At 32.2% G+C, this 15,461-nt stretch carries 13 protein-coding genes and 1 pseudogene; 11 read left to right on the top strand and 3 right to left on the bottom strand.

Annotated features, from left to right (window positions below):
- Nucleotides 1–27 precede the first annotated feature (27 nt).
- From HYI43_07465 to hfq, 4 genes are all read left to right on the top strand, one after another.
- Nucleotides 28–1,701: a glycerol-3-phosphate dehydrogenase/oxidase gene (locus HYI43_07465; GenBank protein UDI78386.1), complete on the top strand. Its 1,674-nt coding sequence runs from the start codon at nt 28–30 to the stop codon at nt 1,699–1,701.
- A 260-nt stretch (nt 1,702–1,961) separates the two neighbouring features.
- A complete protein-coding gene (locus HYI43_07460; protein ID UDI78385.1) occupies nt 1,962–2,897 on the top strand; it encodes a lysophospholipase in 936 nt (311 codons plus the stop codon).
- Nucleotides 2,898–2,900: 3 nt separating this feature from the next.
- Nucleotides 2,901–3,899: a tRNA (adenosine(37)-N6)-dimethylallyltransferase MiaA gene (gene miaA / locus HYI43_07455; GenBank protein ID UDI78384.1), complete on the top strand. Its 999-nt coding sequence runs from the start codon at nt 2,901–2,903 to the stop codon at nt 3,897–3,899.
- Nucleotides 3,853–4,095, top strand: coding sequence for an RNA chaperone Hfq (hfq, locus tag HYI43_07450; protein UDI78383.1), 243 nt, complete (start codon nt 3,853–3,855; stop codon nt 4,093–4,095). The genes miaA and hfq overlap by 47 nt, the downstream gene beginning before the upstream one ends.
- A 200-nt stretch (nt 4,096–4,295) precedes the next feature.
- Here the strand turns inward: hfq and HYI43_07445 are convergent, their stop codons facing one another.
- Nucleotides 4,296–4,772: a glutathione peroxidase gene (locus HYI43_07445; protein UDI78382.1), complete on the bottom strand. Its 477-nt coding sequence runs from the start codon at nt 4,770–4,772 to the stop codon at nt 4,296–4,298.
- Between the two features lie 109 nt (nt 4,773–4,881).
- Between HYI43_07445 and hflX the strand changes: the two genes are divergently transcribed.
- The 5 genes from hflX (at nt 4,882) to HYI43_07420 (ending at nt 10,147) form a co-directional block, all read left to right on the top strand.
- Complete coding sequence (gene hflX / locus HYI43_07440) at nt 4,882–6,123, top strand: GTPase HflX (GenBank protein ID UDI78381.1); 1,242 nt, start codon at nt 4,882–4,884, stop codon at nt 6,121–6,123.
- A gap of 16 nt (nt 6,124–6,139) precedes the next feature.
- Nucleotides 6,140–7,378: a methionine gamma-lyase family protein gene (locus HYI43_07435; GenBank protein ID UDI78380.1), complete on the top strand. Its 1,239-nt coding sequence runs from the start codon at nt 6,140–6,142 to the stop codon at nt 7,376–7,378.
- A gap of 168 nt (nt 7,379–7,546) precedes the next feature.
- Nucleotides 7,547–7,912: a MerR family transcriptional regulator gene (locus HYI43_07430; protein UDI78379.1), complete on the top strand. Its 366-nt coding sequence runs from the start codon at nt 7,547–7,549 to the stop codon at nt 7,910–7,912.
- 20 nt (nt 7,913–7,932) lie between these two features.
- Complete coding sequence (gene glnA / locus HYI43_07425; GenBank protein UDI78378.1) at nt 7,933–9,273, top strand: type I glutamate--ammonia ligase; 1,341 nt, start codon at nt 7,933–7,935, stop codon at nt 9,271–9,273.
- A gap of 595 nt (nt 9,274–9,868) precedes the next feature.
- Entirely contained in the window at nt 9,869–10,147 is a 279-nt protein-coding gene (locus tag HYI43_07420; protein ID UDI78377.1) for a hypothetical protein, read from the top strand.
- A 218-nt stretch (nt 10,148–10,365) separates the two neighbouring features.
- Here the strand turns inward: HYI43_07420 and HYI43_07415 are convergent.
- Nucleotides 10,366–12,075 (bottom strand): annotated as a pseudogene (locus HYI43_07415) (IS1182 family transposase).
- 279 nt (nt 12,076–12,354) lie between these two features.
- Nucleotides 12,355–13,380, bottom strand: a complete 1,026-nt coding sequence (locus HYI43_07410; protein ID UDI78376.1) for a low specificity L-threonine aldolase — start codon at nt 13,378–13,380, stop codon at nt 12,355–12,357.
- 215 nt (nt 13,381–13,595) lie between these two features.
- Here HYI43_07410 and HYI43_07405 point away from each other — a divergent pair, with 215 nt between their 5' ends.
- Nucleotides 13,596–13,790: a hypothetical protein gene (locus HYI43_07405; protein ID UDI78375.1), complete on the top strand. Its 195-nt coding sequence runs from the start codon at nt 13,596–13,598 to the stop codon at nt 13,788–13,790.
- Nucleotides 13,791–13,846: 56 nt separating this feature from the next.
- Nucleotides 13,847–15,328: a cardiolipin synthase gene (gene cls / locus HYI43_07400; protein ID UDI78374.1), complete on the top strand. Its 1,482-nt coding sequence runs from the start codon at nt 13,847–13,849 to the stop codon at nt 15,326–15,328.
- The last annotated feature ends 133 nt before the right edge of the window (nt 15,329–15,461 follow it).

The following is a 15,461-nucleotide window of genomic DNA, read 5'->3' as shown; positions in this document are numbered from 1 at the left end:
AAAATAAAATGTTGGAGGGGTATATTTATGGCTTTATCTACTTTAAATAGAGAAGTAATTAAAAAAAACTTGCAAAATGATGAATACGACGTAGTTATTATTGGTGGCGGTATTACAGGTGCAGGTATTGCATTAGATGCGTCACAACGTGGTATGAAAGTAGCTTTAGTTGAAATGCAAGACTTCGCGCAAGGTACAAGTTCACGCTCAACAAAACTTGTACACGGTGGCTTACGTTACTTAAAACAAGCACAAATTAAAGTCGTCGCTGAAACTGGTAAAGAACGTGCAATAGTTTATGAAAATGGACCACATGTTACAACACCTGAATGGATGTTATTACCTATGCACAAAGGTGGTACATTTGGTAAATTCACAACTAATTTAGGTTTAACAGCATATGACCGCTTAGCTGGTGTTAAAAGATATGAACGTAAAAAAATGTTAACTAAAAAACAAACATTAGAAAAAGAACCTTTAGTTAAAAAAGCTGGTCTTAAAGGTGGCGGTTATTATGTTGAATACCGTACTGACGATGCACGTTTAACGATTGAGGTAATGAAACGTGCTGAAGAGAATGGTGCAGAAATTCTTAATCACACTAAATCAACTGATTTTATCTATGATTCTAAATCTAAAGTCAGAGGTATTGAAGTTCAAGATTTATTAACTGGCGAATTATACCAAATTAAAGCGAAAAAAGTAATTAATGCGGCAGGACCATGGGTTGATGAAGTACGTAAAAAAGATTATACACGTAACAATAAACAGTTACGTTTAACTAAAGGTGTACACGTTGTAATTGATCAATCTAAATTCCCTTTAGGCCAAGCAGTTTATTTCGATACTGAAAAAGATGGTCGTATGATTTTTGCTATTCCACGTGAAGGTAAAGCATATGTGGGTACAACAGATACATTCTATGATAACGACAAAGCGAAACCTTTAACAACTCAAGAAGATAGAGATTATTTAATTGACGCAATTAACTACATGTTCCCTGATGTAAATGTTAAAGACGAAGATATTGAATCTACATGGGCTGGCGTTAGACCATTAATTTTAGAAGATGGAAAAGACCCATCAGAAATTTCACGTAAAGACGAAATTTGGGAAGGTAAATCAGGTCTATTAACGATTGCTGGAGGTAAATTAACTGGTTACCGTCACATGGCTTTAGAAATCGTTGATTTATTAGCAAAACGTTTAAAACAAGAATATAAATTAACTTTTGCAGAATGTGCTACGAAAAACACACCTATCTCTGGTGGAGATGTAGGCGGTAGTAGTAATTTCGAAAACTTTGTAGAACGTAAAGTTGAAGAAGGCAAAGCAATTGGCCTTAAAGAAGGCGTTGCACGTCGTTTAGCCACTAAATATGGTTCTAACGTTGATAAATTATTTAATATTGCTCAAATTGCTCAAGATAAAGACTTAAACTTACCTTTAGAATTATATGTACAATTAGTATATAGCGTTCAAAATGAAATGGTATATAAACCTACTGATTTCTTAGTACGTCGAACAGGTAAACTTTATTTCAATATTAATGAAGTAAAACAATATAAAGATGCAGTCATTGAAGAATTATCAAAATTACTAAACTATACTCAAAGTCAAAAAAATGAATATACGAAAGAAGTTAATTTAGCAATTGAAGAAGCTACTAATGGTAATGAACAATTAGCAGTTTTAAAATAATAACTAATTAAACTTCTTATAAATTTGTAAACACTACTAGCTAGTTATATTTATATGTAAATACTATAAAAAGTTATTTTGGTAATCTTTTAAGGTATTATATATAAGTAACTGGCTAGTAGTTTTTCATATGAAAATGATTCAGCACTATTAAAAAGAGGCTTTCAATTTGATAACATAAGTAAGTACAGGTATATTAAAAAGAATAATACACTTTGAAAAATTGTTTGTGTAATAATTTTTCGTTGGGAGGCATATGCGTGGGTCAAAATTCTTATAAAATTACCGTTGAAGATGGCACGATGCTAGAAGTTAAAGTAGATAAAGCTAAAATCGCTACATTTGGTGTCATTCATATTTTTCACGGAATGGCTGAGCATATGGATCGATATGAAGCACTCGTACAATCTTTGACACAACAAGGATATGATGTAATTAGACATAATCATAGAGGCCATGGGAAAGATATCAATGAAGATGAACGTGGTCATTATGATGATATGAAGACGATTGCACAAGATGCATATGAAATAGCACAAACACTTTATGACAATGATAAAAACGTACCATATATTGTATTAGGACATTCTATGGGTTCAATTATTGCACGTCTTTTTGTTGAAAAGTATCCCGACATGGCACAAGGACTTATCTTAACTGGAACAGGACAATATCCAAAATGGAAAGGCATACCTGCAGTTTTAGGATTAAAACTTATTACGCTTTTTACAGGAAAGCAAAAAAGATTAAATTGGGTGAACAATTTAGTTTATAAATCATTTAACAAAAAAATAGATAAGCCAGAGACAAATAGCGATTGGTTGTCATCGAAGCGTGATGAAGTAGATAAATTCGTTAAAGATGAATATACTGGTTTTTTAGTTTCAAATCAACTTATCTATCAAACAGTGAAATATATGATTAAGACAGCTAATTATAACCAATTGAAAAAAATGAACCCATTATTACCAGTCTTATTCATCTCAGGTAAAGAAGATCCTTTCGGCGATTATGGAAGTGGAATTAGAAAATTAGGACGTAAATTAAAAGGTGCAGGTATAAAACATATAACAGTTCAATTATATGCTCATAGAAGACACGAAATATTATTTGAAGATGATCAACAGATGATTTGGAATCATATGTTTGATTGGATTCAAAAACAAGTTATAAAAAACAACCAAAGCGAGGTATAAATTTTGAAAGACAGTAATAAACCATTTCTAGTGGTTATAGTAGGACCAACTGCTTCAGGAAAAACAGAATTAAGTATTGAACTCGCTAAACGTATAAATGGTGAAATTATTAGTGGAGATTCTATGCAGGTATATAAACAAATGGACATAGGCACTGCTAAAGTAACAGACGATGAAATGGATGGCGTTCCGCATTATATGATAGATATATTAAACCCTGATGAAAGCTTTTCGGCTTATGATTTTAAAAAAAGAGCTGAAGTGTTAATTGAAGATATAACGTCTAGAGGAAAAGTTCCAATTATAGCTGGAGGAACAGGTCTCTATATCCAATCGCTTATATATGATTATCCTTTCGATGATGAAGCGGTGTCTAAAAAGACTGAAGAAGAAACGCGAATTAAATTAGCTGAGTTATCAAAGATGACGAATCAAGAATTGCATCAGTATTTAGCAAGTTTTGATAAACCGTCTGCTCATGATATTCATCCAAATAATCGAAAAAGAGTCCTTAGAGCGATTGAATATTACTTAAAAACAAAAAAACTTATAAGTTCTCGCAAGAAAGTGCAACAATTTACAGAAAATTATGATACATTATTAATAGGGATTGAAATGTCGCGCAAAACATTATATGCAAGAATAAATAAACGTGTGGATATTATGTTGAGCCACGGATTATTTAGTGAAGTGAAGATGCTTATTGAGCAAGGCTATGAATCATCTCAAAGTATGCAAGCTATCGGCTATAAGGAGCTTGTACCTGTTGTTAAAGGGAATTTAGCTTTAGATGACGCAGTTGAAACTTTAAAACAACATTCAAGACAATATGCTAAGCGACAATTGACATGGTTCAAGAACAAGTTAAATGTTCAATGGTTTGATAGAGAGAAAATGACACTTCAAATGATGTTAGATGAGATTACAACCCAAATAAATAAAAGGAGTTCTAAACATGATTGCAAACCACAACATCCAAGATCAAGCACTAGAGAACTTTAAAGCACAACAAACTGAAGTCACTGTGTTCTTTTTAAATGGCTTTCAAATGAAAGGTATTATTGAAGACTTTGACAAATACATGATTAGCTTAGTTTCTCAAGGTAAACAACATTTGATTTACAAACATGCGATCAGCACATTTACTGTTGAACCTGAAACAACAAACTCAGAAGAAACAGCAAGTAGTGAAGAATAAGTTGTAATTAAAGTGCAATGTTGTAAGTTCTTAAGAGCGTAGACAGCGGTCTTAAAGACGATGTAACTTGCAATAACTCATCAAATTCCAAGCACTTTTGAACAAATAGAGGAATGTTTGTAATAAAAAGCCTCATTATAGAGTTACAAGAATTAAAATGTACTCTGTAATGAGGTCTTTTTTTATGATATTAAAGATAATTATAGTAGTTTTTCGATGTCTTTTTCTAATTGCGCTGGTTTTTTCTGAGGTGAGAATCGTCCTACAACGTTTCCGTCACGATCAACTAAGAATTTAGTGAAATTCCATTTGATTTTTTCATTTAACATACCTTTAGCTGCGTCTGTTAAATAACGGAATAAAGGATGTTGATTTTCTCCTTTAACATCCACTTTTTCATGGATAGGGAATGTAACACCATAGTTAATTTTGCAATTTTGATTTGCTTCAGCACCTGAACCAGGTTCTTGACCTCCAAATTGGTTGCATGGAAATCCTAAAACAATAAATCCTTGCTCTTTATATTTATCGTATAATGCTTGTAAACCTTCAAATTGTGGCGTGAAGCCACATTCACTAGCAGTGTTAACAATTAGCATTACTTTGCCTTTGTAATCTTCTAATTTATAATCTTCACCATTAGATTTTTGAACTACAAAATCATAAATATTTTCCATAATATCACCCTTTCAAGTTATTTATAATTTAACATAATTTGCCTATATAGTCTTTGAATAAACACTGTGATAGAATATTTGAGAAACGTTTAAGAAGGAGATGTATAACATGACTCAGCAAATCACACACGATACAAAGAAAAGTTTAGAAACTGCTGTATTAGTCGGTGTACATGCTCAAAAAGATAATGAATTTAATTTTGATTCTACTATGGAAGAATTAAAAGCACTTTCTCTGACTTGTCAGCTTGAGGTCAAAGGTCAAGTTACGCAAAACAGAGAACAAGTTGATCATAAGTATTATGTAGGTAAAGGTAAAATTGATGAATTAAAAGCTTTTATAGAATTTCATGACATAGATGTTGTAGTTACCAATGATGAGTTAACTACCGCACAATCAAAAACATTAAATGATAATTTGGGCATAAAAATTATTGATAGAACCCAATTGATATTAGAAATTTTCGCGTTAAGAGCAAAAAGTAGAGAAGGTAAATTACAAGTCGAACTAGCACAACTAGATTATTTACTTCCTAGACTTCAAGGACACGGTAAAAGCTTATCTCGATTAGGTGGCGGTATAGGTACACGTGGTCCTGGTGAAACGAAATTAGAAATGGATCGCCGACACATTCGTACTCGAATGAACGAAATTAAACATCAATTACAAACAGTGGTTGAACATCGTGAACGTTATCGTAGCAAACGTGAACAAAATCAAGTATTCCAAATAGCATTAATAGGTTATACAAATGCTGGCAAATCTTCATGGTTCAATGTTTTGTCTGGAGATGAAACATTCGAGAAAGATTTACTCTTTGCTACCTTAGATCCTAAAACACGCCAAATTCAAATTAACAATGGTTTTAATCTAATTATTTCTGATACGGTTGGTTTTATACAAAAGTTACCTACGACTTTAATTGCAGCTTTTAAATCAACATTAGAAGAAGCAAAAGGCGCGGATTTATTATTACATGTGGTAGATGCGAGTCATCCAGAGTATCGTTCTCAATATGATACGGTAAATCGCATTGTTAAAGATTTAGATATGGATCAAATTCCGGAGGCAGTCATTTTCAATAAGAAAGATCAATGCGACGATACTGCAGATGAGCCTGTTTCACAGTCACCATCCGTATTTGTATCTAGTCGTGATAATGAAGATAAATCGAAAGTTAAAGATTTAATGATTAATCAAATTAAGTCTGCATTAACATATTACGAAGAGACAGTGCCAAGTACAGAAGCGGACAGATTATATTTCTTAAAGCAGCATACGTTAATTGAGACGATGGATTTTAATCCTGAAAATGAAGACTACATTATCAAAGGTTATAAAAAAGAGTAAAAGGAAGTCAGAAAGCATGTCAGATATTAATAAAATTATAGATGAGGTTGAAGCAACCTTAGTGCCATATTTTAAAGAAATTGAAAAAACTGCTTATATTAATCAAGAAAAAGTTCTGGATGCATTTCACCATGTGAAAGCAACAGAAAGCGATTTAACTGGAACAACAGGATATGGCTATGATGATTATGGACGAGATCATTTAGAGGAAATTTATGCTCATACATTTAAAGCTGAAGATGCGATTGTGCGTCCACAAATTATTTCAGGTACACATGCCATTACATTAGCGCTTCAAAGTACGCTCAAATACGGCGATGAGTTACTTTATATCACGGGAAGTCCTTATGATACTTTACTCGAAGTTATCGGGGTAAATGGTAACGGTATTGAAAGTTTAAAAGAACACGGCGTGACCTATAACGAAGTAGCGTTGAAAGAAGGACAAATTGATACGTCAGCAGTTTTAAATGCAATTAATGATAAAACTAAAGTGGTAGCAATTCAACGTTCCAAAGGATATGACCAACGTCCTTCGATTACTATTGACGAAATTGAGCAAGCGATTTCAGTAATTAAACAACAAAATCCACATGTGATTATCTTTGTCGATAATTGTTATGGAGAGTTTGTGGAACAACGTGAACCGATTGAAGTAGGTGCGGACTTAATCGCTGGCTCATTAATCAAAAATCCTGGTGGTGGATTAGCTAAAATTGGTGGATACATTGCTGGAAGACAAGATTTAATTGAACGATGTGGTTATCGTTTAACAGCACCCGGTATTGGGAAAGAAGCGGGTGCGTCACTGAATTCATTACAAGAGATGTATCAAGGTTTCTTCCTGGCACCACATGTGGTAAGTCAAAGTTTGAAAGGTGCTTTGTTTACAAGTTTACTACTTGAAAAGATGAACATGAGAACAGTGCCTAAATTCAATGCGAAACGAACGGATTTAATTCAAACTGTCCAATTTGATACAAAAGAACAAATGATTGCTTTTTGTCAAAGTATTCAACATGCGTCACCAATTAATGCACATTTCAGTCCGGAACCAAGCTATATGCCTGGATATGAAGATGACGTTATTATGGCAGCAGGTACTTTTGTGCAAGGTTCTTCAATCGAATTATCTGCAGACGGTCCGATTCGTCCACCGTATGAAGCATATGTTCAAGGTGGATTAACTTATGAACATGTCAAATTAGCAGTTACGCGTGCTGTACAATATTTAAATGAACAAGATTTGATTTAGATACTTTGAAAAAATGGCAGTGGAAGTTTTTTAATTTGAAAAGTAGCTTATAACCAATTGGTAATAGTGTGAAGTAAATTATATGTTAGAAAACCTAACATATTTTTGTAATAGTGCATAAACTATGCTAAATTATATACAAGTTCAAAAGTAGAGGTGAGGTTATAAATGTCTAACGATAAATTGAGACGTAATATGGCCGTGTTCTCTATGAGTGTTGTTTGTAAATTAACAGAACTCACTGCAAGACAAATCCGCTACTATGAAACACATGAACTTGTAATGCCTGAGCGTACTGAGGGAAACAAGAGATTGTTCTCGATGAATGATTTGGAGAGATTACTTGAAATTAAGTCTTTAATTGAAAAAGGATTTAATCTTAAAGGAATCAAACAAATTATTACAGACGACCAAGGACATTTAACTGAAGATGAACAACAAACTAGAAAAAGAATGATTGTAGACGCAACGCAGAAACCACACGGTGAAGCTTTGCCAATAAATCGTGGCGACTTATCACGGTTTATTAAATAAATATTTGGAGGATTTCTACCATGCCTAAACGTACATTTAGTAAAGATGACATTCGTAAGTTTGCAAAAGAAGAAAACGTTAGATATTTAAGATTACAATTTACAGATATCTTAGGTACAATCAAAAACGTTGAAGTACCAGTAAGCCAATTAGAAAAAGTATTAGATAATGAAATGATGTTTGATGGATCATCAATCGAAGGTTTCGTACGTATCGAAGAATCTGATATGTACTTATGCCCAGATTTAGACACATGGGTTATCTTCCCATGGACAGCTGGACAAGGTAAAGTGGCTCGTTTAATCTGTGATGTTTACACTACAGAAGGTGAACCATTTGCTGGTGACCCACGTAACAACTTAAAACGTGTCTTAAAAGAAATGGAAGATATGGGATACACAGACTTCAACCTAGGGCCTGAACCAGAATTCTTCTTATTCAAATTAGATGAAAAAGGCGAACCAACATTAGAATTAAATGATGATGGTGGATACTTCGACTTAGCACCAACTGACTTAGGTGAAAATTGCCGTCGTGATATCGTATTAGAACTTGAAGATATGGGATTCGATATCGAAGCAAGTCACCACGAAGTAGCGCCTGGTCAACACGAAATTGACTTTAAATATGCAGATGCTATTACAGCTTGTGACAACATCCAAACATTTAAATTAGTTGTAAAAACAATTGCACGTAAACATAACTTACACGCGACATTCATGCCTAAACCATTATTTGGTGTTAACGGAAGCGGTATGCACTTCAACGTATCATTATTCAAAGGTAAAGAAAATGCATTCTTCGATCCTAAAGGCGATATGCAATTAACTGAAGATGCTTATCACTTTACTGCAGGTATCTTAAATAATGCACGTGGATTCACAGCTGTGTGTAACCCATTAGTAAACTCTTATAAACGTTTAGTTCCTGGTTACGAAGCACCTTGTTATATCGCTTGGAGTGGTAAAAACCGTTCACCATTAGTACGTGTGCCATCTTCAAGAGGATTATCAACTCGTATCGAAGTACGTTCGGTTGACCCAGCTGCTAACCCTTACATGGCATTAGCAACAATCCTACAAGCTGGTTTAGATGGAATTAAGAACAAAACTAAAGTCCCAGAACCAGTCAACCAAAATATTTATGAAATGAACCGTGAAGAACGTGAAGCTGTAGGCATCCAAGACCTACCTTCAACACTTTACACTGCTTTAAAAGCTATGCGTGAAAACGAAACAGTTAAAAAAGCATTAGGTAATCACATTTACAATCAATTTATTAACTCTAAATCAATTGAATGGGATTATTATAGAACTCAAGTTTCTGAATGGGAACGCGATCAATACATGAAACAATATTAATTCGCTAAGCAAATCGGGGAAAGACTTAGTGGTATAAGGAGTTAAGGCATTGTGCCTTAGCTTCTTTTTTGTGTTTGAAAAGCTATTTTTGTCGACCACTTAATAATAAATAGGAGAGTTGGTCGACATTTGGTCGACAACAAAAAAATTTTATAATATATTATTCCAAAGCGAAAGAATTTTTGAGAATTAAATTTGAAGTCGCTTTGTACATTCTATAATAGACTTGATTAAAATGTGATAAAAATTATATAATATAACAAATTAAATGAATGCAAGCTGAACAACTATATAGTTTACCAATACAAGTAGATATCGTACTTAATTAAGTATTTAGTAAGGAGATGCACTATGAGTAGAGATTTGAGAAGAAAGTTAACTTTTTATATTAATGTAGTTACTTTATTGTTAGCTATGGTTAATTTTTTTAAGAAATAAAAGTAGTGTTTAAATTTATGAAAATCAACAGGGACCAAATATCTCTATATTTAACGATAGGGGATATTTATATTAGCGTTACTTGCTTTAATATCTAGCTTTATAAATTAAGTTTAGAACCATAAATATTAATTTAGAATAGATGGAGTGAGACAACATGGGTAACATAACAATCCATATTGATGAAAAGTTTATGAATAAATTGATTGAAGATAAACTAGAGAATCTATTGCAAAATTATAAGAGACAATATGCTTCAGTAGGTATTAAAGATTTAGTAACTTTAACAGGATTAAGTAAATCAACACTTCAAAATAAAATAGTTTGTGAACCTGAAATAGTCGAAGTAACTCGCCGGATTGGATCTAGAGTAATATATCTTTATCCACAAGTGCTTGAAGCTTATCAAAAAGTTATTAATAGAATAGGCGTATGATAAAGGGCAGTACTTTAAACTATAGGTGACTAAGTTAATAAAACAAAGTATAATATTGTATTATACTAGTTAAAATTCAATATTAACGTGGTAGTGAATGTGATTAACATGATTGCTTAAATTTTTATAAGGAGAATAAAAAAGTGGAATTTAATATTAAAGTCACTATAGAAAAACGAGAACCATCTAAAAAAGAAAAAATTATAGCACTCTTTGGATTAATTGTAATTATAGCCGGTATTTATTATAAATTTCATTAAAAGAGGCCGGGACATAAAGTTCCAGGATAAGTAAATAAAGACAATTTCTATTGAAATAAAATAGAAATTGCCTTTTTTATAAATTTTTTGATTATTTTCAGCTCGTTGAGCTGTTACTTTTCTTATATTAAGTGCCATTAGCACAAATCCTAGTTCTCTTTTGGCTTTGTTTATCCCTCGAACAGACATTCGAGTGAAACCCAAAATAGCCTTCATAAATCCAAAAACAGGTTCCACATCAATTTTTCTTTGACTGTAGATGGTTTTTGTTTTTGGTTCTGAAAGCTTTTTATTAATTTGGGCTTTAAAAAATTCCCAATTATAATTCTTCATTATTTTTTTATTTGTTTTTGAATTGAAGTTCATACATTGGTGTTTCAACGGACATTCTGAACAATCATCACATTCATATAATTTAAAGTCTCGTTTAAAACCATACTTATCATGGCGATAGGCATATCTTTTGAATCCTAGTCTTTTATTGTTCGGACAAATGAATTCATCGTTAATTTCGTCATAATCCCAATTTTGAGTATTAAAGATGTCACTTTTATATTTTTTAGTTTTATCTTTTATAAACATTCCATAAGTTATGAGTGGCGTTAGATTAAAATTATCTATAATTGTCATATAATTTGATTCGCTACCATAACCTGCGTCAGCTACAAAATATTCAGATAAATGACCGTAGGTCTCTAGAATTGAATTTAAAAATGGTATCATCGTTCTTGTATCAGTGGGATTTTGATACACGTTATAAGATAAAACAAATTGAGAATTTGTCGCTATTTGTAAATTATACCCTGGCTTGAGTTGTCCGTTTTTCATATGATCTTCTTTCATTTTCATAAATGTGGCATCATTGTCTGTTTTAGAATAACTATTTCTATTTTTTAAAATAGATTTTTGGACTTCATATCTATGCTTTCGCTCAGAGTAATCATTAATTTGTTTTTTTGTATTTTTTAATTTTAGTTCTTTTAAGCCGTATTTGTTTTCTTATTTTAGTACATTTTTCATTATCAATATGTTGGTTTAAATCTTCGATTTTTTATCTAAATGACTACCAATCAAATCTATTTCTTCTTTTGTTAAGTCATTATCGTGATCTGTTTTAATCTCAGGTATGATTTTATTTGTCACCAATTCATGATAGAGTGCTTTAGAATCTTCATTCATCCTTGACTCATGATTTTGAATACTCTTTTTCCATACAAATGTATATCGATTAGCATTCGCCTCAACTTTCGTGCCATCAATAAAAATGGCCTGATTATCTATAAGATTTTGTTTCAAACACTGACTATGAAATTGAATAAATAATGATTCTAATAAAGCATCTACTTTTGGATTTACTCTAAATCGATTAATCGTTTTATAAGAAGGCTTTTGATATTGTGATAGCCACATCATTCGGATGCTGTCATTAAGTAATTTTTCTATCTTGCGCCCTGAAAACACAGATTGTGTGTAGGCGTATAGAATTACTTTTAACATCATTTTTGAATGGTATGATGTTGCACCACGATGATGTCTGAATTCATCGAATTCAGTCTTAGGGATTGTTTCAACAATATCATTTACATGTCGTGAAATATCATTTGTGGGGAAAAGAACTGAAGTTTCCATTGGTAGAGTAAGTTGAGTCATGTTATAATCTTTATACAAAAGGCACCTCGTTAATTTAGTTTAGTGATGTTTATTAAATTATACGAAAGGGCCTTATTTTTTTAAAGTATTTCGATGTAAAATTACATATATATACAAAGTATTTTGGCGAGACTCTTGACGGAACAGGACAAGCTGAAGACTACAGGCTGAAGCTGTCCCCTAAGAAAGCGAGCCAACAATACGAAGTATTGTAAAAAAGAAGCCAGTAAATGAATTTATAAAAACTCATTTACTGGCTATTTTGCTAGGAATTATGTCCCAGGCTCTTTTCAGATGTTAAATTAACTCTAATAACTTATCTACATTTTCTTCGGTAGTAGCCCAACTTGTCGCAAATCGTACGACACGATGATTATCATCATATTTCTCCCAAATCGCGAACTTCACTTTTTGTTTCAATTCATTAATTTTTTCTTCACTAAGCACGAAGAATTGTTGATTGGTAGGTGAATCGAAGTAAAGTTGATAGCCTTTTTCTAGGAATCCTTTTTTCATTTTATTAGCCATATTGATGGCATGACGGCTAATATCTAAATATAAATTATTAGTGAATAATTCTAGAAATTGTACACCTACTAAGCGACCTTTAGCGAGTAATGCACCATGTTGTTTGATTCGAGTGGTAAAGTGTTTGGGTTCATTGTTTTTAGTGAATACGATGGCTTCGCCACAAAGTGCACCAATTTTTGTACCACCTATATAAAAGATATCGCAGTATTTAGCAATATCTTCAAAAGTCAAATCACTTTGATCACTCATTAAGCCATAACCTAAACGTGCACCGTCCATAAATAGTGGTACTTGATGTTCTTTGCACGCATCAGAAAGATTTTTCAATTCTTCTTTACTATATAAAGTACCGTATTCTGTTGGATTAGAAATATAGACCATTCCAGGAAAGACCATGTGTTCACGTTTGAAATCATTATAAAACGTATCTAGATATTCATTTACTTCTTTAGGTCTGATTTTACCTTCATGAGATGGTATCGCTAACACTTTATGACCGCTAAATTCAATTGCACCACCTTCGTGTACAGCGACATGACCTGTATCCGCTGAAATTACACCTTCATATGGTTCCAACACCGAATTAATCACAACTTGATTGGTTTGAGTACCGCCAACTAAGAATCGCACAGTTGCTTCTGGACAATTGATAGCAGTTTTTATTTGTTCAGCCGCTTGTTTTGAAAATTGGTCATCCCCGTAGCCAGAGGCCTGGATAAAATTGGTTTCGAGTAATCGTTGTAATACTTTTTCATGTGCACCTTCAAGGTAGTCATTTTCAAAAGAAATCATATTAAACCCTCCATGTTATAAATAGTTTAATTATTCTGAAAATTAAATAGAATGTCTTTAGTATACAATAGTTTAAGTACTATGTGAATTGAATATTTAATATATATAATTGTAAGCGTTTTATTAAAAGTATAGTACTTTGTGTAAATTTATTTGCGATTTAAATGTAAAAAGACTATGATTTAATCAAATAAGTAAAATAGGAGTGTTATATCATGAGTAAAGTTAAATTTAAAAAGATTCAAGAACAAACGCTTGAAGAGCTTGAAAATAAAATTAATACCTTTCTTGAAAGTGAAGAAGGAAGTCAATATGAATTATTAAACATTTCAGTTGATAAAATAGAAGAGCGTAGATTTCCAAACAATGAAGAAGTATTAAACGCAATTTTAATTTTGAAGGCGAATTAATTTAATAGCTTGATACAATTTATAAAAATTTAAGATTGAAACAGGAGTATTATATTATGAAATTTATGTTTGGCCCTGACTTAGGAACCATATTTACGATTTTATTAGCATTAGGTTTTATTGTTAACCTAGTATTAGCTTTTATCATCATCTTTTTAGAGAGAAATAGAAGAAGTGCCACGTCAACTTGGGCATGGCTATTCGTATTATTTGTCTTACCATTAATCGGGTTTATTCTATATTTATTCTTTGGAAGAACGGTTTCTAAACGTAAAATGGAGAGAAATAATGGTAAAGAGTTAGATACTTTTAAAGATGTTGTTGAAAAACAAGTTAAAGCGCTTGATGCACATAATTATCAAACAGATAATGAACAAGTTAAGAAGCATCGTGATCAAATTAGAATGTTATTAAACAAACAAGATGCGTTTTTAACTGAAGATAACAAAGTTGATTTATTCACGGATGGAAACAAATTGTATGACAAAGTCATTGAAGATATCTATAACGCAAAGGATTACATACATCTAGAGTATTATACTTTTGAACTTGACGGTTTAGGTAAACGTATTATCGATGCTCTAGAAACGAAGCTTAAAGAGGGCTTAGAAGTAAAGATATTATATGATGATGTCGGTTCAAAGAAAGTAAGAATGTCAAAATTTGAACATTTTAAATCTATAGGAGGAGAAGTTGAAGCCTTCTTTGCCTCTAAATTACCGTTAATTAATTTTAGAATGAACAACCGTAATCACAGAAAGATTATTGTGATAGATGGTCAAATAGGTTATATCGGTGGTTTCAATATTGGCGATGACTATTTAGGTTTGGGTAAACTCGGTTATTGGCGAGATACGCATCTTCGAGTAGAAGGCGATGTTATTGATGCATTACAAATCCGTTTTATTTTAGATTGGAATTCACAAGCACATCGTCCACAATTTGAATATGATGATAAGTATTTCCCTAAAAAGAAATCACATCCTGGAAAATCAGCTATTCAAATTGCTTCAAGTGGCCCAGCTGTTGAATTGCATCAAATTGAATATGGATATACTAAAATGATCATGAGTGCTAAGAAATCGATTTACATGCAAAGTCCATATTTTATTCCGGATCGTTCTTATATCAATGCATTGAAAATGGCAGCTAATGCGGGTGTTGATGTGCATTTAATGATTCCAAGTAAGCCTGACCATCCATTTGTATATTGGGCTACTTACTCTAATGCTGCAGAGTTACTAGAGAGTGATGTTAAAGTTTATACTTATGAAAATGGCTTTATCCATTCAAAAGTAATGATGATTGATGATGAAATTTGCAGTGTTGGTTCAGCAAACATGGATTACCGTAGTTTTGCACTTAACTTTGAAGTGAATGCTTTTGTTTATGATCAAGACATTGCAAAACAAATCAAAAAAGCATATGAAGAAGATATTGAAAAAGCGCATTTATTAACAAAAGAGGAATACGATAAACGACCAGTGTCTATAAAGATTAAAGAAGATATTGCTAAATTAGTATCACCAATTTTATAGATTAGTATGTAAGCAAATGTTGTAATCATAAAGAATTTAGTAAAATTGCTAACGTACGTATATCAAATTTAGATAAGCATTCACATCCATACAGGAATGGAACAATGAATTCAAAAATGAATTCTGTTCCATT

Origin of the sequence: Staphylococcus taiwanensis, assembly GCA_020544305.1 — a bacterium.
GTDB classification, from domain to species: Bacteria; Bacillota; Bacilli; order Staphylococcales; family Staphylococcaceae; genus Staphylococcus; species Staphylococcus taiwanensis.
This window is presented reverse-complemented; position numbering and strand designations above follow the sequence as displayed.

Coding starts and splice junctions, on each gene's coding strand:
- HYI43_07465 (UDI78386.1), top strand. CDS start 28: ATGGCTTTATCTACTTTAAATAGAGAAGTAATTAAAAAAAACTTGCAA.
- hfq (UDI78383.1), top strand. CDS start 3,853: ATGATTGCAAACCACAACATCCAAGATCAAGCACTAGAGAACTTTAAA.
- HYI43_07445 (UDI78382.1), bottom strand. CDS start 4,772: ATGGAAAATATTTATGATTTTGTAGTTCAAAAATCTAATGGTGAAGAT.
- hflX (UDI78381.1), top strand. CDS start 4,882: ATGACTCAGCAAATCACACACGATACAAAGAAAAGTTTAGAAACTGCT.
- HYI43_07435 (UDI78380.1), top strand. CDS start 6,140: ATGTCAGATATTAATAAAATTATAGATGAGGTTGAAGCAACCTTAGTG.
- HYI43_07430 (UDI78379.1), top strand. CDS start 7,547: ATGTCTAACGATAAATTGAGACGTAATATGGCCGTGTTCTCTATGAGT.
- glnA (UDI78378.1), top strand. CDS start 7,933: ATGCCTAAACGTACATTTAGTAAAGATGACATTCGTAAGTTTGCAAAA.
- HYI43_07420 (UDI78377.1), top strand. CDS start 9,869: ATGGGTAACATAACAATCCATATTGATGAAAAGTTTATGAATAAATTG.
- HYI43_07410 (UDI78376.1), bottom strand. CDS start 13,380: ATGATTTCTTTTGAAAATGACTACCTTGAAGGTGCACATGAAAAAGTA.
- HYI43_07405 (UDI78375.1), top strand. CDS start 13,596: ATGAGTAAAGTTAAATTTAAAAAGATTCAAGAACAAACGCTTGAAGAG.
- cls (UDI78374.1), top strand. CDS start 13,847: ATGAAATTTATGTTTGGCCCTGACTTAGGAACCATATTTACGATTTTA.